The sequence below is a fragment of the Allomuricauda sp. XS_ASV26 genome (assembly GCF_041224615.1).
Taxonomy (GTDB): domain Bacteria; phylum Bacteroidota; class Bacteroidia; order Flavobacteriales; family Flavobacteriaceae; genus Flagellimonas; species Flagellimonas alginolytica.
Genome location: NZ_JBGFGK010000031.1, coordinates 415,204 through 440,665 on the forward strand (window position 1 = coordinate 415,204; position 25,462 = coordinate 440,665).

Annotated in this window: 23 protein-coding genes; 19 read left to right on the plus strand and 4 right to left on the minus strand. The window is 40.5% G+C overall.

Annotation, left to right across the window (positions count from 1 at the left end; all coding sequences use genetic code 11):
- Positions 1-41: 41 nt before the first annotated feature.
- The 6 genes from AB9K32_RS09325 (at position 42) to AB9K32_RS09350 (ending at position 4,368) form a co-directional block, all read left to right on the plus strand.
- Positions 42-584 (plus strand): DUF1599 domain-containing protein, encoded by a 543-nt coding sequence (locus tag AB9K32_RS09325; RefSeq protein WP_369885013.1) that lies wholly within the window; start codon positions 42-44, stop codon positions 582-584.
- Positions 581-1,675, plus strand: a complete 1,095-nt coding sequence (locus AB9K32_RS09330) for a BT_3928 family protein (protein ID WP_252079093.1) — start codon at positions 581-583, stop codon at positions 1,673-1,675. The genes AB9K32_RS09325 and AB9K32_RS09330 overlap by 4 nt, the downstream gene beginning before the upstream one ends.
- 27 nt (positions 1,676-1,702) lie before the next feature.
- Positions 1,703-2,452 (plus strand): triose-phosphate isomerase, encoded by a 750-nt coding sequence (tpiA, locus tag AB9K32_RS09335; protein WP_224835295.1) that lies wholly within the window; start codon positions 1,703-1,705, stop codon positions 2,450-2,452.
- A gap of 1 nt (position 2,453) precedes the next feature.
- Complete coding sequence (gene prmA, locus AB9K32_RS09340) at positions 2,454-3,290, plus strand: 50S ribosomal protein L11 methyltransferase (RefSeq protein WP_224835652.1); 837 nt, start codon at positions 2,454-2,456, stop codon at positions 3,288-3,290.
- A gap of 22 nt (positions 3,291-3,312) precedes the next feature.
- Positions 3,313-3,588, plus strand: a complete 276-nt coding sequence (locus tag AB9K32_RS09345; RefSeq protein WP_224835294.1) for an ATP-dependent Clp protease adaptor ClpS — start codon at positions 3,313-3,315, stop codon at positions 3,586-3,588.
- Positions 3,589-3,756: 168 nt separating this feature from the next.
- Positions 3,757-4,368 (plus strand): hypothetical protein, encoded by a 612-nt coding sequence (locus AB9K32_RS09350; RefSeq protein ID WP_369885014.1) that lies wholly within the window; start codon positions 3,757-3,759, stop codon positions 4,366-4,368.
- A gap of 16 nt (positions 4,369-4,384) precedes the next feature.
- Here AB9K32_RS09350 and AB9K32_RS09355 read toward each other — a convergent pair whose 3' ends face one another.
- Positions 4,385-5,857, minus strand: a complete 1,473-nt coding sequence (locus AB9K32_RS09355; RefSeq protein ID WP_369885015.1) for a PLP-dependent aminotransferase family protein — start codon at positions 5,855-5,857, stop codon at positions 4,385-4,387.
- Between the two features lie 305 nt (positions 5,858-6,162).
- On the opposite strand from AB9K32_RS09355, the gene AB9K32_RS09360 reads away from it, so the two are divergent.
- From AB9K32_RS09360 to AB9K32_RS09395, 8 genes are all read left to right on the plus strand, one after another.
- Positions 6,163-9,240 carry a SusC/RagA family TonB-linked outer membrane protein gene (locus AB9K32_RS09360; protein ID WP_369885016.1) on the plus strand — a complete coding sequence of 1,026 codons (3,078 nt, stop codon included), beginning with the start codon at positions 6,163-6,165 and terminating at the stop codon, positions 9,238-9,240.
- Between the two features lie 21 nt (positions 9,241-9,261).
- Positions 9,262-10,866, plus strand: coding sequence for a SusD/RagB family nutrient-binding outer membrane lipoprotein (locus tag AB9K32_RS09365; RefSeq protein ID WP_252079097.1), 1,605 nt, complete (start codon positions 9,262-9,264; stop codon positions 10,864-10,866).
- A gap of 17 nt (positions 10,867-10,883) precedes the next feature.
- Positions 10,884-12,047 carry a hypothetical protein gene (locus tag AB9K32_RS09370; protein WP_224835289.1) on the plus strand — a complete coding sequence of 388 codons (1,164 nt, stop codon included), beginning with the start codon at positions 10,884-10,886 and terminating at the stop codon, positions 12,045-12,047.
- A gap of 32 nt (positions 12,048-12,079) precedes the next feature.
- Positions 12,080-13,411, plus strand: a complete 1,332-nt coding sequence (locus tag AB9K32_RS09375; RefSeq protein ID WP_252079098.1) for a fibronectin type III domain-containing protein — start codon at positions 12,080-12,082, stop codon at positions 13,409-13,411.
- 91 nt (positions 13,412-13,502) lie between these two features.
- Positions 13,503-15,089 (plus strand): amidohydrolase family protein, encoded by a 1,587-nt coding sequence (locus AB9K32_RS09380; protein WP_369885017.1) that lies wholly within the window; start codon positions 13,503-13,505, stop codon positions 15,087-15,089.
- Between the two features lie 311 nt (positions 15,090-15,400).
- Positions 15,401-15,844, plus strand: coding sequence for a hypothetical protein (locus AB9K32_RS09385; RefSeq protein WP_369885018.1), 444 nt, complete (start codon positions 15,401-15,403; stop codon positions 15,842-15,844).
- A 69-nt stretch (positions 15,845-15,913) separates the two neighbouring features.
- On the plus strand, positions 15,914-16,309 hold the full coding sequence (locus AB9K32_RS09390; RefSeq protein ID WP_293294122.1) for a hypothetical protein: 396 nt from the start codon (positions 15,914-15,916) through the stop codon (positions 16,307-16,309).
- Between the two features lie 100 nt (positions 16,310-16,409).
- Positions 16,410-16,904, plus strand: coding sequence for a hypothetical protein (locus tag AB9K32_RS09395; protein WP_369885019.1), 495 nt, complete (start codon positions 16,410-16,412; stop codon positions 16,902-16,904).
- Between the two features lie 122 nt (positions 16,905-17,026).
- On the opposite strand, the gene AB9K32_RS09400 is transcribed toward AB9K32_RS09395, so the two are convergent.
- Positions 17,027-17,770, minus strand: coding sequence for a LytTR family DNA-binding domain-containing protein (locus AB9K32_RS09400; RefSeq protein ID WP_224835283.1), 744 nt, complete (start codon positions 17,768-17,770; stop codon positions 17,027-17,029).
- A gap of 6 nt (positions 17,771-17,776) precedes the next feature.
- Positions 17,777-19,573, minus strand: coding sequence for a tetratricopeptide repeat protein (locus AB9K32_RS09405; RefSeq protein WP_369885020.1), 1,797 nt, complete (start codon positions 19,571-19,573; stop codon positions 17,777-17,779).
- A gap of 187 nt (positions 19,574-19,760) precedes the next feature.
- On the opposite strand from AB9K32_RS09405, the gene AB9K32_RS09410 reads away from it, so the two are divergent.
- From AB9K32_RS09410 to AB9K32_RS09430, 5 genes are read left to right on the plus strand one after another with little or no spacing between them, the layout of a single operon-like run.
- On the plus strand, positions 19,761-20,297 hold the full coding sequence (locus AB9K32_RS09410; protein ID WP_224835281.1) for a hypothetical protein: 537 nt from the start codon (positions 19,761-19,763) through the stop codon (positions 20,295-20,297).
- Between the two features lie 3 nt (positions 20,298-20,300).
- Positions 20,301-21,323: a hypothetical protein gene (locus AB9K32_RS09415; RefSeq protein WP_369885021.1), complete on the plus strand. Its 1,023-nt coding sequence runs from the start codon at positions 20,301-20,303 to the stop codon at positions 21,321-21,323.
- Between the two features lie 3 nt (positions 21,324-21,326).
- Positions 21,327-22,361, plus strand: coding sequence for a hypothetical protein (locus AB9K32_RS09420; protein ID WP_369885022.1), 1,035 nt, complete (start codon positions 21,327-21,329; stop codon positions 22,359-22,361).
- Between the two features lie 3 nt (positions 22,362-22,364).
- Positions 22,365-23,543, plus strand: a complete 1,179-nt coding sequence (locus tag AB9K32_RS09425) for a hypothetical protein (RefSeq protein WP_369885023.1) — start codon at positions 22,365-22,367, stop codon at positions 23,541-23,543.
- Between the two features lie 5 nt (positions 23,544-23,548).
- Positions 23,549-24,793 carry a hypothetical protein gene (locus AB9K32_RS09430; RefSeq protein WP_369885025.1) on the plus strand — a complete coding sequence of 415 codons (1,245 nt, stop codon included), beginning with the start codon at positions 23,549-23,551 and terminating at the stop codon, positions 24,791-24,793.
- 17 nt (positions 24,794-24,810) lie between these two features.
- Here the strand turns inward: AB9K32_RS09430 and AB9K32_RS09435 are convergent, their stop codons facing one another.
- Positions 24,811-25,383, minus strand: a complete 573-nt coding sequence (locus tag AB9K32_RS09435; RefSeq protein WP_369885026.1) for a sigma-70 family RNA polymerase sigma factor — start codon at positions 25,381-25,383, stop codon at positions 24,811-24,813.
- Positions 25,384-25,462 lie beyond the last annotated feature (79 nt).

Sequence of the window (25,462 nt, forward strand, 5' to 3'; positions counted from 1 at the left end):
CAAACAAGTTGGACGAAATTTACGCAAATTAGCAACAATACATGCAGCATACTTCCCAACAATACGATGCGGTGATACAAACCTGCCGGGAATTGTTTTTAAAAAAGGCCAAGGATTATGGCACAGCTTGGAGAATCCTGAGGTTACCATCCTTAACAGATCAGATTTTTATTAAGACACAACGTATCCGAAGCCTTCAGCAAAATGACGTGCGGAAAGTGGACGAGGGCGAATATTCAGAGTTCATTGGAATTATCAATTATTCCATTATGGCCTTGATCCAACTTAAGAAAGGAGTGGTGGACCAACCGGATCTTACCGCAGATGAAGCCATTGAGCTCTACGATGCGGAAGTTGCCATCACCAAAAAATTGATGGAAAACAAGAACCATGATTATGGTGAAGCTTGGAGGGATATGAGGGTAAGTTCGTTGACGGATCTGATTTTACAAAAATTGTTGCGCGTAAAACAAATTGAAGACAACCAAGGTACGACCTTGGTAAGCGAAGGCGTGGATGCCAACTATCAGGATATGGTTAATTATGCGGTTTTTGCATTGATTCATTTAAAAGAAGAAGAATGAAATATTTGGTTTGGATATCAAGAATTTTTGTGGGCATATTGTTCATTATAAGTGGACTCATCAAGCTCAACGACCCCATGGGTTTCTCTTTTAAATTGGAGGAATATTTTAGCCCGAGTGTGCTAGATCTTACCTTTTTTACACCTCTGGCCTTGGAAATTTCCATTTTTGTGGTGATTGCAGAGGTAATTCTAGGGATTTTGTTATTGATCGGGTTTAAACCAAAATTCACTGTTTGGAGTCTTTTGCTAATGATCGTTTTCTTCACATTCCTTACATTTTACTCCGCGTATTTTAATAAAGTAACGGATTGCGGATGCTTTGGAGATGCAGTTAAACTTACACCATGGGAATCCTTTACCAAAGATGTGATTCTGTTGGTGTTTGTTCTAGTACTTTTCTTTGGTAAAAAATATATTACACCCATGTTCAGTTCCAAAGTAAATTGGATTATTGGGGGAGTTGCCCTTTTGGCATGTATGTTGTTCGCCAACCATGTGTTGGCCCATTTGCCCTCGGTGGATTTTAGACCCTACAAAATCGGTGCGAACATACAAGAAGGAATGTCCGTTCCAGAAAATGCACCTAAGCCAGTTTACGAATATGCATGGCGATTTAAGGTCAACGGGGAAGAAAAAGTAATTGTGACCGAAGGAGATTATCCATCCGTTGATGGTGAATTTATCGATGTGGAGACCACCGAGATCCAAGCTGGATACGAGCCGCCAATACACGATTTTACCATTGAGCAAGAAGGACAGGATTATGCGGCAGAATTACTTGAAGAGGAGAAATTGGTAATGGTTATAGCCTATGATATGGCAAAAAGCGATTACGAGGCCTTTGAGCAGGTGGCCAAAGTTACTGCCGAAGCAAAGCGTAAAGGCTACAAAGTAATAGGAATGTCAGCGTCCAGTAGTGATACGGCCGAAAAATTGATAAAATCCTACGGCTTGGACTTTGAGTTCTACTTTACGGATGAAACTACCTTAAAGACCATAGTGCGTTCCAATCCGGGTATCTTGGTGTTGAACAAGGGGACTATTCGGCAAAAGGCACATTACAATGATTTTGAAGAACTTACTTTCTAAATATAAAACTGAGAAAAACCAGAGAAAATGAGAACAAAAATAGTGGCAGGAAACTGGAAAATGAACAAGAATCTTCAGGAAACAGAAGAATTGTTGGCCGAGCTTTCCGCTAAATTACCCGATACCGATGCAGATATCATAGTAGCGCCCACTTTTGTAAACCTTCAAGCAGCAAAGGAAGCATTGCAAGATTCAAAAATACAGGTCGCAGCACAGAATATGCACTTTGCCGAAAATGGTGCATACACCGGCGAGATTTCTGCCGATATGCTACTTGCCCTCGGTGTGGACACTGTAATCATCGGTCATTCCGAAAGGCGAGCCTATTTTGGGGAAGATGATGCGCTTTTGTCCAAAAAGGTAAGAACGGCCGTAGAAAAAGGACTTAAGGTAATCTTCTGTTTTGGAGAAGAATTGGAGGATAGAAAATCCGACAAGCATTTTACCGTAGTGGAAAACCAGTTAAAAAATGCCCTTTTTGATTTAGATGCCAGCGCATGGAGTAAAATTGTACTTGCCTACGAGCCTGTTTGGGCCATTGGTACTGGCGAGACCGCGAGTCCGGAACAAGCACAGGAAATGCACGCTTTTATAAGAAAAACTATAGCAGATGGGTTTAATTCCTCCATTGCGGAAGATGTTTCCATACTATATGGTGGAAGCGTAAAACCGGCAAATGCATCGGAAATTTTCTCCAAGCCCGATGTGGATGGAGGTTTGATCGGTGGCGCATCCTTAAAAGCTACAGATTTTTCCGAAATAATTAAGGCTATTTAAAATTTGGCACTTGGTATACCTCGAATACGATTTTAAGATCGACCCGCCCCAACCCGCAACAGATATTTTGATTGCGGAGTTGGGAGAATTGGGTTTTGAAAGCTTTGTGGAAAACGAAACAGGGCTGTTGGCCTATGTTTTAAAGTCGGAATGGAAGGGGGGCATGCTAAGTGAACTGTTCGTTTCCCAAAACCCAAATTTTAAGATAAGTTGGACCAGCAAGGAAATTGAGCAGCAAAACTGGAATGCCGAATGGGAAAAGAATTTTCACCCCATTAAGGTCGGTGACCAATGTATGGTTCGGGCACCTTTTCACGACCCAGCTAAGGTAGAATACGATATAGTGATCGAGCCAAAAATGAGTTTTGGTACGGGACATCATGAAACTACCCATATGATGCTCGAGCATATCCTCGTAAACGATTTTGAGGGTAAATCGGTTTTGGATATGGGGTGCGGTACCGGTGTGTTGGCTATTTTGGCAAAAAAACGCGGTGCTACGGATGTGGATGCCATAGATATAGATGAATGGTGCTATCTGAATACCCAGGAAAATGTGGAACGAAACAATTGTCCCGAAATCAAAACCTATCAAGGAGATAGCAATTTGCTCAAGGATAAAAAATATGATGTTATTTTGGCCAACATCAATAGAAATATTTTATTGGAGGACATTCCGATATACGCAGATTGTTTAGCAAAAGAAGGTACGCTTTTTTTAAGTGGTTTTTATTTGGAAGATTTAGATGCAATATCTTCAAAATGTGCGGCACATGGTTTGGAATTTGAAAAAAATCTGGAGAAGAACAATTGGATTGCAGCAAAATATGTAAATTAGAATAGCATAAACCTCAAGTATTATGGGCACTAGGGAAAAGGAATTGGAAGATGTCCTTCTGGAAGAAGAAACGGTGAAGGAGCACGAGATCGTACTTTTTAATGATGACGTGAATACTTTCGACCATGTTATCGAAACCCTTATCAATGTGTGCGAGCATACGCCCGAGCAAGCGGAGCAATGCTCCATAATTGTTCATTATAAAGGAAAATGTACGGTTAAAACGGGTGAATATTCCTATTTAGAGCCCAGATGCAGCAAACTTTTGCAGGCAGGTTTGAGCGCAGAGATTTTGTGATAGACCGGTTTTACCCTTTTTAGTATTACTATTTTAATTGTTTTAAAAGAATCTGATTAAGCAATAATTTCATGAATTCTTTACCTTGACCTAGAACTTTTTGCCGTCCCACTTCTTTATTTTTAGCCTAAACAACCATAACCAACCCAATAACGCCCATTTTTAAAAATGAGTGAATTTTTTAAGGCAGAACTAAAAGATCGTTTTTTGGAATATGCTTTGGACCGAAACGACTATTTTCAGATCCACACACTTTACGACGAATTTTTACGACCACATTATAGCTTGGAATATGTACAGAGGTTGGTACAGGAAATCCAGAATTACGATTCCACTTTACTGGATGTTATGGGAGGCAATGGAATGGATATGTTTATGTTGGCTTCAACGCCTAACACCCAAGATTTTTTGGACGAAGGAGGGTTTATGAACCTTTATGTAAAAGAGGAGGAAAAATGGGACACATTTTTGGGACATTTATCGAACACTCCAAAGCTCACCAAAGATGAGAGAAAACTGCTCAAGAAGAAAGCATCAACCTCCAAAAGGGAAAAAGCGTTGCTTATCGGTTTGGTCTCTGCGTTGGCAATCAGTTTTTTGTTTACGATAATCAGTATTTTTTCCGAGGTTTTTTTGCGTCCGGAATACGTGCCTGCCGATGAATTTGAACGTAAGATCAATCAATTGAAGGAACAGAGTATTTTGGAAAATCAAAAGCTCAAGAATCAACTGGAACTGACAAAGAAGCAACTGGATTCACTCAAAAATCTAAAAGATTAAAAAATCCGGGAGCATATTACAATTGGCCCATAATCTCGCCAATCTTACGTATGGTTTCCTTGATTTGTTTTTGGTTTACCGAGCAAAACCCCATAACCAGCCCATTGGCATCATTTGGTAAAATATAATATCTGCTCAATGCATGTACACGAATGTTTTGGTCCATTAACTTCTGTTCTATATATAGGTCACTCTGTTTTTTTTTGATATGAGCGATCAAGTGGAGCCCCAAACAGGACGTTTCTAGCTGGAACCAATCTCCTAAAATGGCATTGAATTGTTCTACAAAATATTCTTTTCTATGTTGGGCCGTGTCGATTACCTTTCTTAGGTGTTTGTTTAAATAATCTTTTTGGATAAAAGCGCTCATGGCTTTCTGGTCTTGTCTTGGTACGAACCTGCTGGACTGCTGGTACAGGCCACTTACAGGACCGATCAGTTGTTCAGGTAGAATTATGTAGCCCAACCGCAGGGATGGGTGTATCAATTTATTGAACGTGCCCAAATAGACCACTCTCTCCTGTAAATCCATTCCGAACAACGACCCCAATGGCTTTTCCCAATTACTGAATTCGTGGTTATAATCATCTTCAATGATATAGGTTTCATTCACTGTTGCCCAATTTAACAATTGGAATCTTCTGGACATGCTCATTTTTACACCAGTTGGGTACTGGCAGGATGGTGTGGTGTAAACAAATTTCGGGTTTGTGCAATTAATGCCTTTTAGATTGATTCCTTCATCATCTACCGGCGCGGGTTGTATCACGGCGCCCAAGTTTTTGAAAAGACTATGGGCCATTGGATACATTGGGTTTTCAACTACAATATTGTCATTTTTTTCAAGGAGAATGCTCGAGACCAAAAAAAGGGAATGTAATGATCCAGTGGTAACGATTATTCGATCGGGCGAACAATTAATGTTCCTATATACTTTTAAGTATTGGGAAATATTCTCTCTTAGACAATTTAGGCCCTTCGTATCACTGTAGGATAACTCAGAAGGAGTAATACGTTTCCAATAGTCGTCGATGAGTTTTTTCCAAATTTGGACGGGGAAAATATCCAAAGGAGGTAATCCCGGCCTAAAAGCGACCTCTTTTATGGAATCTTGTCCGGCCCAAAGATTGTTTTCCGAAAAAGCTATTCCTTGTTTGGATAGCTTTGGATGGCCACCTTTATGGTCGAGAGCGGAAATATTGAGCCTTATTTTTTTGTCTTCAGTTGCTCGAACATAATATCCAGAACCTCTTTTGGATGTAATATAATTCTCCACCAACAATAGGTCAATGGCTTTTAAGACGGTGCTTCGGGATATGCCAAGGTCCGTTGCCAGAACCCTGGAAGGGGGCAGTTTGGTACCGTTCTCGAGGGAGCGGTTCAATATAGCTTTTCTGAACGCCGTGTAGAGGTTGACATAAATTTGAGGTTGATTTGCATCCAAAAAAAAGCCATTTCTTTCTAAAAGGCCTTTAATGTTAAAGTGCATAATTGGTATGCTAAATCAAATAAGATTGGTATGCGGAAGGTAGTGGTTTATCTTTTAATTTTCAGTTTTTTAACAAAAGGTTTACAATGCAGTTCCCAAATCCTACAAGTAGAGCTTTGTTGTTCAAGTGCTATAGCGAAGTGGTTTTTACACCTGGCTTGAACGGTTGGACAAGCTTCTTTTTTGAATTTGATAGTTTAAGCTTTCATACTTGCTGGATCAATATCAGGCCTCGGCCTCAGTATCCCGAACCTGTTTTTTACAAACATCAAGACCAATCTAATCACGTTTAAACCTACTTACCAATGCCCATAAACCAAAATATATGCCTGTGTCTGCTTTTACTGTTTTCTTTCACTATAAACGCACAACGACAGATCAATGGAAAGGTAAGTGATGCCTCTGGGCCATTGCCCGGCGCCAGTGTTGTTGTAAAAGGTACCAGTGTAGGAACTACCACCAATTTTGATGGGGAATACACAATTACTGTTCAAAACGGAGCAGATGTTTTGGAATTTAGCTACATAGGGTTCACATCACAGGAAGTCGTTGTGGGCAATCAAAATGAGATCAATGTGCTATTGGTGGAAAGTACAGAGCTTTTGGACGAAGTAATAGTGACCGCCCAGGGAATTAAAAAGTCCAAAAAAGCACTTGGTTATGCCATTGCCAATGTAAAATCAGAAGAAGTTGAAAAAAGGCCCGAAGCGGATTTGGCGCGTACTCTGCAAGGTAAGGTCGCTGGTGTAGCGATAACCCCGGCCGATGGTCAAACAGGCTCATCTTCCACAATTCGAATTCGGGGAAATATTTCGTTGACTGGTTCTAACGCACCTTTGATAGTGGTAAACGATGTTCCGTTCAATGGACTTTTAAGGGATCTAGATCCAAACGATATCGAAAATATAAGCATCTTAAAAGGGTTCAATGCTGCTGTTCTATATGGTAGCGAAGGAAGAAACGGGGTCATCTTGATTCAGACCAAGAGTGGTTCGGCAAAAATAGGCGAAGCTAGCACAACGGTAACTTATGCCACCTCGGTGTACACTAATATGGTGTCCCAATTGCCAAAATACCAAAACACATATTCCAACGGACTGGAAGGGGTACAATTTGGCGCGACGATATTTTCAAACTTTGGACCGGCTTTTTCGGAAATGGACCCAGTACCGCACCCTTATGCCAATATGGGCGATATTTTTCCTGAGTATGCGGACAAAATGATCAAAATAGGCCCAAAACCGGATAACGTGAAGAATATTTTTAGAATGGGAATAGGAACAAATCATTCCTTGACCTTTTCAACATCCAAAGAAAAAGTGGGCTTTAACTTATCGGCCGGATATACCGATGAGTCTGGAGTAATTGACCACAACGATTTAAAGCGTTTTAATTTGAGCTTGGGAGGAAAGGCCCAGCTTGGTGAAAAACTGGATGTTTCCGCAAATATTGGGTATTCGACCAGAAAGGTAAATTTGATCAATGATGAGGATATTTTTAATCTGGTGTTCTATTTGCCCCGATGGATAGATTTAACAGAGTTGCCCTATCAGAACCCTTTGACAGGGGAGTCTGTCTATTACCGTAACGATACCAATCCACTTTGGATTCTAAACAATTCCGGGAATTATGATGATAAAGTCCGTGTTTTTGGAAATGTAACCGCAAATTATCAGCTCTCCAACTCGCTGAATGTTACATACCGCGCAGGTTTTGATTCAGAGAGCTATACGGGCTTCGATTTTTCCAATAAAGGCGGGTATGATGATGTGTATCAGCAAGGATATCTCAATATAGGGGATAGTAAGGAGGTAATTGTAAATCAAACTGCTATACTCGGGTTTAATAAGGAGTTGATCAAAAACTTGAGTCTGGAAGCACAGATAGGGCTCAACAGCCAAATAACGCGATACGTAGGAAATTCATCAAACTCGGATGGTCAAATTGTATATGGATTTTTAAGGCCGAGTAATTTTACCGTAACGGAATCCAGCTACAGCCGTACTAACGAGAATTTGGCTGGTGCCTTTGGTCAATTTCAATTTGCGTACAAGAGTTATTTGTATGCCACAATATCTGGTAGAAACGATTGGGGCAGTACGGTAGAAAAAGATAACCGATCACTTTTCTACCCAGGGGCATCCTTATCGTTTATTCCGACCAGTGCGTTTAATTTTGGAGGAAACACACTTAACTATCTTAAATTTAGGGGAGCGTATGCAACATCATCAGGGTATCCCGCGCCGTATAGAACGCGAAGTACATTGATCATTGATCCCTTGAGGTTTGCCGCTCCCGACGGAACCTATCCGGTAACCAATAGATATAGTACCCGCTACGCCAATCTAAATTTAAAACCAGAACTGCATAAAGAAATTGAGTTTGGTATAGAATCCAAACTGTTTCACAATAGAGCCTCTTTAGAGGTGTCCGTTTATCAACGCGTATCGGAAGACCAGATTGTAGAGTCGCCGGTAGCCCCCGCCACTGGATACGATGATCAGTTTATAAACTTAGGAAGAATAGATAGTGAAGGAATCGAGGTTGATCTAGGTGTCGATATTTTTCGAGGGGATAAATTTCGTTGGAATTTCAGGAACATAGTCACTGCGGACGAATCCATGGTTCGTGAAACCACGCCAACCGGAGCGGATATAAATATCCGTGAAGATAGATTTGCCGTGGAAGGCGAGCCTTTTGGTGTTATAAAAGGGGACTATGCCTTAAGGGATGAGGATGGAAACCTACTGATCAATGGCAATGGCTCGGCGACCAGAGTAGGTGAAGTAATTACCAGTAACGATATTGGCCTGCCTAACAAAGTTATTGGAGATCCCAATCCAGATTGGAGGCTTACCAATATAAATAGATTTGGTATCGGGAGTTTTTCGATCAGTGCTCAAATAGAATACCGCCATGGGGGCGAAATTTACTCCACAGCGGTAAAAAATATGCTTGAACGTGGCGTGGCAAAGGAAACCGAGGATAGAGAAGGGTCATTTGTGTTGCCTGGTTTTTTGGCGGACGATGTTACGGGCGAACCATTATTGGATGCCAATGGAAATCAAATTCCCAATAATATTCAATTAAATAGCGGAAGATTGGGTTATTCCAACTATTACAATGCTAACGATCTTGCCATGTGGGACACGTCGATCTTTAGGCTTAGGGAAGTGGCGGTAGGCTACACGTTGAAACCAAAAAAAGCTGACAGATTGCCGTTCAAAAGAATGGACCTTACCCTTTCGGCACGAAACTTATGGTATGTGGCCCCCAATTTTCCAAAATATATCAATTACGACCCGGAAAGTGATGGTCTGGATGGGGATAGCACCGTCCCATCAACAAAAAGGTTTGCCTTTATTGTATCAGTGTCCTTCTAATTCAAAAATAATTTAAACCACATGCGAAGAACAATAGAATATTTTGGTAGAATAGCATTGATATCCATAGCGTTGCTAGGGTGTGAAGTTTCTGATTTTGACTTACAGGACAACCCTAATTTCCTTACCCCGAAAAGCGCGGACCCTGAATATCTTTTGAACGAAATCCAGTATCAGTTTCAATCCCTAATGGGACTTATGATATTAAATACGGACGATCTTATGCGTTATGAAGCAATGACCGATACCTATGGTGATTTGGTCTCCGTAACAGTATTGGATACTGAATGGGAAAGCTATTTTGAGGCCCTGAACAATTCCAAGACCATAGAAGCTTTGGCAGAAAAGGATGAAACCTTATTATTCCATAACGCCATCAATAAATTGCTTTTGGGATACCTTACCATAACTATGGTGGACTATATGGGGGCAATACCTTACACTGAGGCGGTTGTCCCATCCGAATACCCGAACCCAGGATTGGAAAGCGGTATAGATATTTATAAAAAAGTCCTGAATGATATTGATCGGGCCATATTGGATATTGAGAACTCCACCTTCAACTTTTCTACAGATTTGTTCTATGATAGCGATAAGGATAAATGGATAGCTTTTGCCAATTCTTTTAAGCTCAAGATTTTGGTGCAGACCCGATTGGCGAGTTCTGAAATTGGGGTATCAGATATTGCATTGGCAATTAATGAACTGTTGGAAAAAGATTTGATAGATTCAGAAACTGAAGATTTCCAATACACCTTTTCCACTGTGGAGGAGCCAGAAAGTCGCCATCGTTATTTCCGTAGAGGGTATGTGAGCAATTTTGGACAATACATGGGCAACTATTTTATGTTTATGCTCAAAGATTCCAAAAGCGTTGCGGACCCACGGCTACGTTACTATTTGTATAGGCAGTCCGATTCCAGTCCGTTCAGTATTGTGCCCTATTCAACGTGTTTGCAAGAGTCCAATGTGGATTATTGTTATATCGGGGATTTTTACCGAGGACTGGACCATGGAGAAAGTCGTACTGGCTTTGGAGATAATGAGGAAAGAACAGTATATGGTTTGTATCCCGGAGGTGGAACATTTGATGAGGACCAGTTTGTATCCGCCCCAAAAACCTCTACACATTTGGATGGAGCGGGTATTTTACCCCTTTTAACATCTTCCTTTGTAAAGTTTTTAAGGGCAGAGGCAGCATTAATGCTGAGTACGGGCGAAGACCCGGAAAAACTATTAAGGGAAGCAATACAGGATTCTATGGACAAAGTTCTCTCTTTCGGAGAAGTAGATTCGGACTTTGAGTCCACGGATGAAGAAGTAGAAGCATATATTGATGAGGTTCTTTTCAATTTTAACAATGTGGCCACTAACGAACAAAAACTCGATATAATTATAACGGAGTATTATTTGGCAGCCTTCGGAAATTCGATGGAATCCTACAACGCATATAGAAGAACAGGATACCCTTCTAATATTCAAGTCCCCATAGATAACGATAACCCAACATTCCCACGAAGCTTTCCTTATTCGGCACGGGCGGTAGAGATAAACTCCTCATTAACCCAAAAGCTGAATACAGATAGGGTTTTTTGGGATACCAACCCGGAAGGGTTCATAAAATAACTAGAAAACTTGTCAATATGTATAGAAAAGTACTTTGGATTGTTGCATTGGTGTTGGCTCTATCCTGCGATAATGAGAACAATACTCTCGAGGATATTGCATTCAAGGGTGGTTATATCACATTTGTAGAAGCACCGAACCTTAGTTTTAATATTTTAAAGGTTGACTCGGAAGTGTTTACGGCGACGTTGCAAGACCCGAATCAGAATGCATCAAGCTATACCTTGGATGTATTGTACAAAGATGGCGAAGCGGTCATAGAAGATTATATCGAGATAAGTAGTTTTCCATATACCCTAACATTTGATCTCTCCGATGTACTTGAAGCTTTACAAGTAGAAGAAACCGAAGTAGAGCTAACGGATAGAATAACGTTTGTAGCAACTGTTGTGACCCCAACAGGAACCTTTAATGGAAGGTCGCCGGATTTTGATTTTAATTATATCAACCAAGGTGGACAAACCACAGACCGGTTAAAGCAATCTGAACATAACAATGCAATGGAATTTACCATTGGGTTCTATCAGCCGCCTGGTGTAAAGATCAGAGGAACTTCTTTCGAAGAACCTGCCGTAGCAGGAGATGAAGATGTTTACAATAGAAATGGTACAAACGATGAAACACTCGACCTGATCAATGGACCAAGTCCGCCCTACGTGGATTATGTAGCGCAAGGGTCCGGACCAGATAATGAGTTAGGCTTCGATACCGAGTATTTGGCCATTCCCAATATCAGTACCAGTAGCCTTGGCTTTTCGGAAGAACGCATAGGAGTAATGTCTTTATTCGAGGATTACGAAGAATATCCGGATGGAGTGCAGGGATTCCATTCGGAAGACGCTGATGGCGCTCTGAGAATAACTTTTGATACGGTACATGTTCCCGAAGGGCAAAACAACTCGGGAATCTCTTTTGAAGTTTTCTTTGGGGACACCAGTTGGGAGGACTTGGACGGTATCCACGCCTATGCAAATATAACCACAGACAATGGCGATGAGGTTTTGGAACTAATAAATATCTATAACGATGATGTAGAGGCCGTAGCTGGCCAATGGATGGAGGTAAACAGCGGGTTTCAAAAAGGAATTCGCTCGTATCAATTGGTTGTTCAAATACAATCAGGAGCCACGGCAGAATCGTTCGATTTGGATAATATCATTGTTTATGAAGCTGAAGACTAAACCTCATTAATTGGAGACTTAAATTAAAAGTTATGGATTTAATAATAAAAAGAAGAAGTTGTTCGCAAACAATCATCAGTTTTTTATGGCTATTGTTGGGAGCTATCTCTTGCTCATCCGAGGATAAAGAAAATACTGAAACAGCTGTAGATCTGGACCCCCCTACCATACCAGTAGGTTTAAAGGCCGAAAATATTACACAACGGACATTATTTTTGTATTGGAACCCCGCAGAAGATAATGTAAACGTAAAGAATTACTCCTTGTATCAAAACGGTGAATTTTTAGTGGGGTCGGGCAAGCCATCTTATTATTTGGATGATCTGGTACCGGGAACCGATTATACTTTTCAAGTACTGGCTACCGATGAAGCAGGAAACTCATCTAAACTCAGCGACCCTATCAATGTGCATACATCCGACCCCCTTGTGGCGGAACTGCAGTTTGCCTCCGGTAACTTGGAGGATTACTTAAGGGATTTGCTGGATATTGTGCCGGGTATATCGGCCAAGAAATACAAAGTCCCCACGGACAACGAATTGGATCAATGGGACTCCATTATAGATGCTATTTTGGATGAAGACATCACCAAAGCTGTTGATGAAGCCGTGTATCTAAATTATCAGATAGTGGAGTTTACGGATATTTATTCCTCTCCGAATCAAGTTTACTATATTATAAAGGAATATCAAGAAAGACAGAACTACTGGGGGACTTATGTTTTTAGCAAGACCCCAAAACGAAAAGACTTGGTTTTGGCTGCTCCTCACGTATTGCACGATCAAAAAACTGGATACCAGGCAGCATTCGCCTTTAGAAGGAACGTAGCTAGGGCATTGTTTTTAAGCGGGGCCCACCGATGTGATCAAGAAGGTTCCTCTACATGCGATGGCACAACCAAATCTTGTAGCTCATATTTTGGGGCATATAGGATATCGGATGTTCCACACAATACCAATACTACATTTCAGGTCACAACCGAAAATCTGTTTAATGCACTTCCTTCCAGTGTTTTTGTTCAACTTCATGGATTTGGTAAGGAGCCGACCGATCCTTACGTTATTTTAAGTAATGGAACCAATAAAACACCGGCAAAAGATTATGTGGTTATGCTTAGGGATGCCCTTCTTGAAGAAGATAATACCTTGACCTTTAAAATTCCGCACATCGATCTAAATTGGACACGATATGCAGCGTTCGATAATACCCAAGGCAGATATATAAACGGTTCGGCATCTCCTTGCAGTGTGCCGGCAACAGGGACAACAGGTAGATTTGTGCATATAGAGCAAGAGCGCTCAAAACTTCGGCAAGATGAGTCTGGGTGGATTAAAATCAGTAATGCATTGGGCAAAGTGTTTTAAAATGATAGGTTCAATGACAATTGAAACTATGACTTTGTTAGGTTTCACCTATATTTATGGATGATGAGGCAACTAATGAAACTCTGATCAATTGGGTGTAAAGATTAAATATAAGGTGTTTTGTGTCGGTGCAGTGCTCACATTGCTATTTGTTGCAGCCTGTATCCACCCTGCAATTAAAGCCGATATACTAATTAAAAACGGAACCGTGTACAATGGGATGGATACCGTTCCGAGTATAGTGGATATAGCCGTTAAAGAAGATAAAATCGCTTATGTTGGCAGTGCGGGCAAAGTTCAAATAAACGCTTCAAAAATAATTAATGCCGCAGGATTGACAGTATCACCGGGCTTTATTGATCCCCATACACATGCAACCAACGATTTGGTAAACGAAAATTTGTCGGACAATAAACCGTTTCTTTTTCAAGGCGTAACAACGGTAGTAGTGGGCAACGATGGTAGTAGCCCATATCCATTCGTAAAATATGCTGCCAAATGCGAAGAGCATGGGGTCGGTACCAATGTAGCAGTGTTTGTAGGGCATGGCACGGTAAGGAAAATGGTAGTAGGATCCAGCGACCGTAAGGCAACACAGCAAGAAATAACAAAAATGCAAAAGGTAATCCGAGCAGAAATGGATGCAGGGGCCTTTGGTATGTCCACCGGATTGTTCTATGCCCCGGGAAGTTATTCCGATACCGATGAAATAATAGCATTGGCAGAAGTCGTTGCCGAAACAAAAGGTGTTTATGATACACATTTGAGAGACGAAAGCACATACTCCATAGGATTGATCCCCGCAATAAAAGAAACCATAGAAATCGGAGAAAAAGCGGGTTTGCCCGTACATATTTCGCACATTAAATGTTTGGGAGTAGATGTATGGAAACAAAGTGATTCCATTATAACCATTATTGAAGCTGCACAAAAAAAGGGAATTCAGGTAACCGCAAATCAATATCCATATAATGCATCGGCTACTGGACTTCAAGCTGCAGTAGTACCACGCTGGGCAGAAAGTGGGGGTAGGGATTCGTTGGTTGTTCGTATTAATACCTCTGGGCAAAGAACTAAGATATTGGAAGAAACCAAAATTAATATCGCAAGAAGGGGAGGGCCAAAAACCTTATTGATCGTTCAGTCGCCCAACAAACTGTATGAAGGTAAAAATCTTGAGGAAATATCCGAGATTCATAATATGCCTCCAGAAGAAACCGTCTTTAAAATCTTGGAGGACGGTTATGCAAAGATCGCCTCCTTTAATATGACTAGGTATGACATTGCAAATTTTATGGATGAGCCATGGGTGGTAACAGGTTCGGATGGCGGTTCGGGACACCCGAGAAAGTATGGTTCGTTTCCAAGAAAATATAATACCTATGTTAAGCAGGATAGTGTATTAACTACAGCAGCCTTCATTAACCGAAGCAGTGCAGTAACCGCAGATATTCTTCGGATCCCTAATCGGGGTAAGTTGTTGGAGGGGTATTTTGCAGATATCATTATTTTCGACCCCGCTACTTTTATGGATAAAGCTACTTATGAAGATGCTTTTAAATTGGCCGAAGGGTTAAAATATAGTATCATCAACGGGAAGATTGCCATTGATGAAGGAAAATATACAGGACAAAAAAATGGTGCGGTTCTTAGGAAAAAACAAGAAAAAGGTGTCTAATTCTTTCTAAGACTTAATGCCTGTTTGAAAAATTTGGTTTTAAAGAATTCCACAAGGTAGATGCGGTTGGTTCTAACTTAGTTTTTTTGATGTTTATCGATATTTCAATTTAGGACTTATTGAATTTTACGGATAATTGCCTTTAATTTCAGAATCAAATCGCTAAAAATGTGAATTCGGGTATATTAATTTAAGTAAGCCATTGTTTTTTGTTAAATTGGTCTTGTCTTATCCAAAGAAATCTAAGAGCAATTGTATTGATGGGCGAACCGATTTGCCCTCGTAACCATCCAACTAAAACCAAAAAGATCATGAAAAAAATATTCCTTACACTGATTCTCTTTATTACTTTTTTTAGTTTATCCAATCAAAAAGCGATCGGGCAGTCCCAATTGGATGCCGAAACGGTAAACGATTTAAAAAATACGACCCAGTTCGCTATCGGCGTAAGTGACGAGCGACATTTTAAAGGAGCTTTGAGCATGTACGATTTTTTGGTGGAAAATGGGGTGGAAATAACCGACTACGAAATTGTGGTAAAAGGTAAAATTGTGGCAAAATTGGTAAAGGGATCGGAATTGGAGGTCTTTTTTCAAAAATATAGGTCAAAGGTGCGCGTAAGCCTTTGCAGTGTTGCCATGAAAAAACAAAATGTTACCAAAGAGCAGATTATCGAAGGTCTTGTTCCGGTCCCCACATGGTCCGTCCGAATCTTGCAGTTGCAGGCCAAAGGGTACAACACGCTTACCTATTGAATTCTGATTTAGAAGTATTTGTTTTTCTTTCATTGTAAAAGAATGTTGGCATAACAAATTATTATACTTTTGCTGATTGAATCAATGTATTTAAAATTGGTAAAAGGGCGAAAATCATATGTTTTTGTTGCATTGTTGGCAGTGTATGCTTGGGCGATGGCATTGGGGTATTCATCACTCCATTCGGTCCATGGATCTCCAAAGGCACTAAGTCAACAATGGTACCAATTGGACGATACGTCCGATGGCTTCCAGCACACATTGCCCGCTGTTTATTCCGATTATATTAACAGTGCTTCGGAGAACAATCAACATTTAGGTACAGATAGTCACATTGTCGCAGGTTTACATGGTCTATTGCATCCGATGGTTTCTCATCTAGATGCGCTTCCAATAAAATCACCAAATGGCCTCATTAATAAGAACAAGGCCAATTTACTTTATCCTTTCCATTTCTTTTTTTGAAATCTTTTTGATTTTTCCGTGACATGGATTGTGTCATACACATCTATTTAAGCCCTCACATACGTGCTGGGTTATATTATTTTATTTAAAAAATCAAAAAATGGAATTAGGAACAATTAGTATTGGGGTTGTAGTTATAGCCCTTTCCGCTATGCCATTTGTACTCATGGCAAAAGGAAAAAAGAGAAAACAAAAAGAACTTCTGGATAAATTAAAGAATATAGCTGCATCACTCGGGTCCGACGTTGCCAACGTGGATTATGGACGTAAAATGGCGTTAGGCATATCCAGCGCCAAAAACTATATTTTGTTTTATAAGGAAACCAAAGATAAGATTGTGGAAAAGACCGTGCCTGTAAATACACTACTTAAATGCGAGGTGAATGAGGCAAAGCAACGTGTTAGGGTGAACAAGAGAACCGAGGAAATTTTGGAAAGAATAGAACTTGTTTTTTACTCCAAGGACAAAAGTGCTGCACCGATCAGTTTTGAGCTTTATAATGCAGACGAATATTTACAACTGAACGGGGAACTTCAACTTGCCAAAAAATGGCATGGTATTACCAAAGAAGCGATGGAGTTTTATGCCCATTGATCAAACTGTGATCTTATTTTTAAGGCCTCTGGAATTTTCTGGGGGCTTTTTTGTTGATGGGCCTTAACTGATCTTGTGATTCGTTATTTGATACTTCCTCGGGAGAACCATCGGTTTTGAAATTACATCAACCGTTTGAGCAAAGCTTCTTTTCTTCGTACGGCGACCTCAATTTTATTGCCGTCGGACAGGGTTAAGTATCCGCCCTTCCCTTTATTGTAGGATTCTATGAATTTAAGATGTACCAAATGGGATTTGTGTACCCGGAAAAAATTTTGTCCTTCCAAAAGCTCCTCAAAAAATTTAATGGTCTTGGATGCCGTAATCTTTTTTTGGGTAGCGGTGTAAATATGCGTGTAGTTGGCATCGGACTGCAATCGTACAATGTTACCGGTGTCCACCATAGTAAAACCCTCAATGGTTGGGATTGCTATCCGTTTTGAGGAATCGTTGGTATCTTTAAAGTTATGGAAAAGGACATCAATCTTTTTTGATGTTTCCTTTAAGTTGTTTTGTTGTCGTAGTTTTTGAAGCGATTGGATAAAATCTGTTTTGTCGATAGGTTTTAAGAGATAATCCAATGCCGAAAATTTAAAAGCCTTTAATGCATAGTTGTCATAAGATGTGGTGAAGATTACTTCAAAATCGATTTGGGACAATTGTGAAAGTAGGTCGAATCCGGTGTTGTTCCCCAATTGAACATCCAAAAATAAAATATCGGGGGATTCACGTTCTATTTCTGATTTTGCCTCCTTAATGGAATGGCATCGTGCCAAAACATTTACATCGTTTCCATACTCTTGGAGTAAACCGTCCAGTCGGTTTATGCAATGTTGTTCATCGTCTACTATTATTGCTTTTAGCATAGGGAATTAAAATTGGGCTTCATACGGAAGTCTGATCTCTACACGGACCCCTTCGTTTTTATCAAACAATTTAAGTGATCCTTTGGTATTTTTTAAATGGTTGATAATATCTATTCTATTCTTTGTAATTTTTAACCCAAATGAGTTGTTCTTGTGCGTTTGGCCATGGTTTTTTAATCGTCCTACACCATTATCGTCCACGGAACAAACAAGCATGTCTTCAGCTTTTTTAATGGAAAGGTCTATTTGCCCAAGCCCGTTTTTTGGAGCGATGCCATGCCAAATACTATTCTCTATAAATGGTTGTAAAATAAAAGGTGGTATCAAAGTATTGTCGGTTTCAATGGACTCGTCAATGGTGATGGTATAGGTGAGTTTCTCTTCCAAACGCAAAGCTTCCAACTGTATGTAAAGTTCCATCAGTTCTAGATCTTCCTCCAAAGGAATCCATTTTTTTTCCGAGTTTTCAAGGATAGATCTGGTCAGCTTGGAAAATTTTACCAGATAATCATCCGCTTGTTTGATGTCTTTTCGTGCAATAAAATCGCTTATCGAATTTAGCGAGTTGAATATAAAATGGGGATTCATCTGAGAGCGCAGGGCCTTTAGCTCCGTCTCGGCCACTTTGGCATTAAACTCGGCTATTTTCTTTTTTTCCAAGGCATCTCGCCTACGTTTGTAAAAAACATATCCCAAGGCGCTTATGATCAAGAGCACCAATGTGCCGATCAAATAACCATTCTTCACCAAACGTTCTCTTTTTATTTCTTCTTGGGCTATGGCCTGTTGACGCTCCATTTTGAACTGCATTTCCTTTCGGGTCAGTTCCGATTTTTTTTCTTCGCTCAACACGCTGTCCCTTAGTGTAATATATTCCTTGTAAGCATAAAGTGCCTCGGCCAATTTGCCTTTGTTTTCAAAAGCACTGCTAAGGACTTTCCACGAATCTGCTTGCCACTCCACGGCCCCGATTTCCTTGGAAATGGAAAGGGCGCGATCGGCATTGGTCTCGGCAACTGAAAAATTTTGCAGTAGCGCGTTGATTTCTCCAATACTGTTCAGTGCAGAGGCTTCGATGTATTTGTTGCCGATTTGTTGGGCCAAGTCTGCGGCCTTTTGGTAGTTTACCAAGGCCTTTTCGTGGGCACCTGCTTTTTTTTGGGCCAACGCCAGGTTGTTGGTAATGGCGGCCACAAATAGATCATTGTTCTCTAGTTTGGCCAGTTCCAATGCTTTTTCCAAATACGAAATTCCTTCTTCAAAGTTTTCGGAGTCGTTGTACACAATGGCTATGTTGGAAAGTGCCTTAATTTCATCAGGTCGACTGCCCAATTCCCGGGCAGTATTAAGGTAAGCACGATAATTTTCCAGAGCGCGATCATACTCTTTTAGATCTGCATGTATATTGCCTATGTTGCTCAATAAGCTGGACTCAAGGGGTTTGTCCGATATATTCTTGCTCAGAAGCACTGCTTTTTGATAAGCGTCCAATGCATTTAGGTTGTCTCCCAATACGTAATAGAGGTTGCCTTTTTGCCGTAATCCCAAGGCTTCGCCCTTCGTCCATTTTTCATTTCTAGAAATCGAAATCGATTCATCAATTAAAGGGAAGGCCTCATTCGGGTCAGAATACGTCATTTCAGAAACGGTACGGATCAATAGGCTTGCTCTAACGGTGTCTTGTAGGGTGTGGTTCCGCAACTCGACCTGTAAGGAGTCTAGGGTTTTTTCTTGTGACCGGACTTTAAAAACAATAAGAAAAAGCAAACAAAAACAAAGACTATTTGGTATGGTTGGGCGCATGTTGAGAGGTTGGTTGCTTCCAAATTTAATCCTTTTGTCCAAAAAAATAACCATAAAGTGGGTATTGCGGATATCTACCCATCGGGTACGGTACGGTATTAAATGGGCACGTAGAATAAATCAAGGTGGTGTACTTCGTTTTAAAAATATAGTTTAGAGATTGCTATATACATAAACCATCAACTATATGAAATTTAAAACTATGTACTGCTTGTTATCTGCCATGTTTTTTTTGCTTTTTAGTTGCGATAACAACAACGAAGACGATAATGAGGACACACTGACCACAGCACAAGGGACCATACGTTTGTCAGGAAATGAAACGCAGGTACTGGGAACAAGCTTGACGGTCGGTAATTTGGAAGTTGGCAATGTTGCGTTGTCGGGTACCAATAAATCGGTAATCCTGATGTCGGAAAACATAGCGGTTGTGGATAACGAGCTCGTTTATGAAAATGACCAAAACGGGTTTGTAATCGTAGCTGCGGATTTCTCCACTGGAGGTTCACCAAATATAGACAAAAGTATATCCATGACCATAGTAAAAGATGGTGAAGAATATAGGCATGCCTGCACTTCTCCCTATCAAAACTTTTTTATTGCTTGTGGTGACGGGTATGAGGTTGATTTTGAGGCGAAAACCATTACTTTAGAGGAAACAACGGTAATCAATACCGATACCAATGTGATTTTGACCTTGGACGGAACCATTACTTGGGATTAAAATATGAAGGATAAAATTATGGCAAGATCAATTTTATACATCGTTTTCTGTTTTTTGGGAATTCTGGTCGGCAGAGCACAATCTACAAGTGATAAAGAACTGGTCGTGCTCCAAGCGCCTTCTGACAAATTTGTTTCCATAACATTGCAAACACATAAGGGCTTGCTGCGTTTCGGGGCTTTGAACATGTATCGGGGACAGGCTACTGGACAAAGACAGGGAATACGAGGGGGCAGACCGGTTCGTGGTGCCGGCGACCCTAATGGCATGCAGAAAAATAAAATCGTTGCTTCGGGCATGAACAATTTTGCCTTATTGGTCAGTCTAAAGTATCTACAACCGTTTATGAAAGATTTGGATCGGGAGCGGTTGACCACAATGACCTCCAATATGTCCGAAAAAGATGCGAATTCGGCCTTTTTACAACGGTTTTTAAGGCGTCGGGTGGCTCCAGATCTATGCTTGGCAGAAGAGTGTAAGAATGCCGGCCAAGGCAAAAATGAATTTGAAATTCTTCGCAACTATACGTCTTTCGTCGATAACTGTTTAGACCCACTTTTGGATTGGAGCAAAACTGTTATGAAGAACGATGAGTTGGTTGTTTACCATGTATCTATACTGAATATTGGCGGTACTTATGATTTTGATAAAAAAGGATATACCGTATATCACCTTCTAAAGCTAAATAACATTTTTCCGATGAAGCAGGGCATCTTGAACAAGGTGGAGTTCGAACCCGTGAAACCTTTCGAGTTAGCGCTCCGAAACGCGGTTGATAAGAGGATGGCCATCAAATTTTTACTTCAGATAGATGAACAAATGGCAGAGCAATTTCAGAAAGAAGGGATAAGACATTTGTATGCCGTGAAAAAAATAAAGGTAAAATGGGCGAACAAACCTATGGGGGCTGCTTCTGATCCCTTGGAATTTACATATTCGCACGAAAACGCCGATTTGGAAATTTATACCGACGAGGCACTGACACAACACTTTAAAACATTGTCCCTTGCCGATCTAACTCATTGATTTATGAAACAAATACTATTTATATTCATCGCATTTTCAGGGCTGTTTTCAGTTTGTGGGCAAGGAAAAGAGAAGGTCTACAAAGCCCCTTCACCCAATTTTATAGATCTGTCGCTACAGACGCATAACAACAAATTGCGTTTTGGGGTGCAAGATGAGTATTATTTAAAATCGGATGGTAGTTACGTAAAGCCGAGTGATGCAACGTATATGGATATCGACAAGCGATTCAGTCACAACAATGCCAGTAGACATGCTTTTGCAGAACTTTTAAAGATTAGGTTTAAAGAAGAGATGTTTGCGGCTATGGACAGGGATTATTTTACAGAGCGAACCAATACGATGTTCGAAAAAGATAAAATGTCCCATACCGCCCAGCAACATACTTTGCTTCTTGCTAATGCACTCAGCACCAATGAACACGCAATGAGCTATTTCTGTAATCAAAAAGAAGATTCGGATTGTACATCGAGATTTCCACAAGAAGGATATTACAACGAGCCAAGTAACATAAGGCCATGGGGTGGGAGGGGAGCCACCGATTTTCAGCAACTAAGGGCCTACACTACATTTGCCAAGAACGATTTGCCCGTGATCGTAAAATGGGGAAGTACGTTGCTCCCAGACAATACACTTAATGGTTACTATGTAACCAGGACCCATCTGGGGAAATACGATTTTAAGGCTGGGGGGTTTTGGTTGATAACACATCAATTTTACAATCAAGGATTTTTGTTAAAGTGGTATGGATTGCAGCCTGGCAATTCAGCAGAAAGAAAATTAATGCACCCCAACGGTGCCTCCATATTATTAAAAATGTCGCCTGAGAAAGCCGAAACCTTTTCGGAAAAAGTACAGCAGATACATTTGGTGTTCAATGTGACCGGAAAGTTGAACGGGCTCGAAAGTTATAGGGCAGACCAGTTAAAAACCACATTCAAATTGAACTCCCCGATAATTGAAATCTATTCGGATGACAGCTTGACAAAAAAGGTTGACGAAATTGATATTAATACGATGGTGACCAAAACCAGATAACAAATGATGAGAACCAAAAACACACAAACTATTCTATTGATCTTGTTCGGGGCAATGGTCTTTTTGAAGCCTATTTCTACGAATGCCCAATTTTTTAAGAAATTAAAAAAAAGTATAGAGGATAAGGTTGTAGAAACGGCAAACTCCAAAACGGATAAATTTTTGAACGGGGAAAACAATACTGCTTCAACCGGCCCTGTTGTACAATCTCCACCCAAGGTTGGGACCAACAATCCTGCTGACCAGGCAAAGCCAATCAACGTAAAAAATACTGGCCAGAATCAAGATCAGGAAGTATTGCGATTCCCGGCCCCATCCAAGGATTTTCGTGATATAGTTATTCAATCCCATAAGGGTTTGCCAAGATATGGAGCGCTACATTTCAAGAGAAATACACATAAACTGATTACCAATAAGGCCTATAAGGCTATTTTGGAGATGCGGTTTTTAGAGGAAACGCTCAAAGATATGGACCGTTCAAAACTCATTAAAAATCAACACTCAACAGGAGACCTGAGTAAAAGGAATTCGGAGTTTGCCCAGAATCATGTAAGGATCCTGGCAGGGGAAACGCTATCCGACGATAAATTGAAAGACTACTTTTGTGATTCCGAAGCAGCATCGCCCTGTAATTTCTATAATCCGTCAGGAGAGCGGATAAACGTTTCCTATTGGGGGGGCATGGGTAACAACGAGTTTGCCCAGAACCGCAGTTATACCGGTTTTGTGAAGAATTATTTCGACACTCTAAAGGATTGGAGTAAGACCTTCTATGCCGATGGTAGCGACGTTGCGTATTATGTGGCAAAGGGTATGGTGGCCGAAAAATATGATTTTAAAGAAAAAGGCTATTGGATAGGGAATCTATTTTCCATAGGAGGGGATTTCATACTACATCATTCCAATTTTATACCCTATACCGAGAACGAGAAAGCAATAAGGCACCAACGCAAAAAAATATTCTTGCCCATAGATGCCCAAAAGGCCAAGAACTACAAATTAATTCCAAGGTCACCGGTTTTTGTGGTGTTCAAGGTTCGGGTAAACCCCAAACCCTATAATACGACCTCTGTAACTTGGGAATACGAACTGGAGAGTCCGATCATTGAATTTTACAAAGATGTGGCACTTACCAATAAAATGGGCGAGGTGGATATAAATAGTGCAAATCTTAAACAATAATCAAAATGGGGAATAATCGGGCATATATGTTGATCATGGCGGGGCTAGTGTTTACCATATCGCCCAAGGCCAATGCCCAATTTTTCAAAAAGCTGAAACAACAAGCAGAAGAAAAATTGCTCAAAAAGGCAAACAATGGGATAGATGTTGTTTTTACCGAAAATAAAAGTGGCACTAAGGAAGCTGGGGACGCTAAAGGTCCTGTAACGGTCAAAAACGATCAAGATAAATCGGCATCCCCCAAGGCCGTAGAGCAATCAAAAACCACGTATAACGAATCGGATTATTTGGTGTACAAATCTCCGGACCCTGCCTTTAAGGATATAGTGATTCAAAAACACAAGGGACTTCCCCGATTTGGGGCCGTAGATTTTTATATGAAGCGGGACAACCCCAAGCAGGTAGACCTTTCAAAGGAGGCGGCGGACAAAAGAAACCTCACGGGCTTGGGCTATACGGGTTTTGCCCATTTGGTACGTATCCATATGTTAAAAGAGCATTTTAAGGCGATGGATAAAACGACCCTTACCCAACAGACCAAAGGAAAGATCATAGAACAAGAGGCGAAATCCAGTCTGGCGCAAAAAGTATTAAAAGAGTTTGCTTTTGATATGGGTACCGATGCCTTAAAAAGGGAATATTTTATGAACGATTGGAGCGGCGACGGAAAAAGTCCGTTTGTTCGTAAATGGGGCGGTCACCAGGCCGATGATTTTACCGAGAACGAAAGGTATGTTTCGTTTGTGGACAAGTATTTGGACACCATATTAAAATGGAGCGAAGCCTTTTTTTCGGACGGGACCGAAGATTTTCAGTTGGTGCATGATATAAAGTTTCACGGGCAATATGATTTTGACAAAGGTGGATTCTGGATTCAATTACCTTTAAGAAGCAAATCGATCAAGGTGTCTTCTTTGGATTATTTTTCTGAATTTTTGCCCCAGACACCGTATGGGCAAGAGATTGCCAATAAAACGAGCCAAGTGGAGTATATAAATGGGTATGTCCTCTTTAAGATAGCCCCGGAAAAGGCCGAGGCCCTGATCAATGATAAAAGCGTACTCCTACAGCTTACCATGAAAGTAAGGTCGGTTTTTAAAGATTTTCAAACGGACAACCCTTTCGTGTATGGAGCTCGTTACAGCTATCATTTCTTAGAGCCGGCAATGGAGCTGTACTCTAATGCAGAGCTTACCCAGAAAATTGGGGAAATTGATTTGCAAGACCTAATTTATAAAGGGTCTAACTAACAGTAGGCCAATTTTGTTCAAAAAAGGAAAGTCTTTACGGTGGCTCGCATAAAGGCATAGGCTCGCTTTATCTGGGTTTTTACCGTGTTTACAGATATGCCATTGGCCTCTGCGATCTCAGCATAGCTATGGCCATTGATCACCGAAGCTTCAAAGATCTTTTTTCTTTTTGGAGGTAAAGATTCCATTAGCCTAGAAAGATTAAGTTCCCGTGGGTCAACTTCCATGGCCGGATGGTCGATTACTTCTGTTTCTTTTGGAAGATTTTGAAGTAGAGCTCTTTCTTGACTGGTTTTTCGTAAAAAAGTATAGCTCATGTTTTTTACAGCACGCACTGCATACGCTTGGAAAGATACTTTTAGGGCAATGGATTCATTTTTGTTGATGTAGTATTCAAAAAAATCTTGAACAATGTCGCAGGCAATATTTTTATCCTTAAGAATAGTGTAGGATGTTATCAGCAACAACTCATAATTTTCTTTGAATTGAAGTTCTATATCCACTTTGTCACTATTCAATTTTTCTTTCACTATTGGGGTTACAGGTATTTTGAGATTAGAAAAACCTTCATAAAAATAGTAATTGCTCATTAAATGTGTAAAAAAATTGTCTTACAACCATGTTTTTTTAGAAAAAAGTTAAAATTTAACAAGCAACTGTCACCCTATT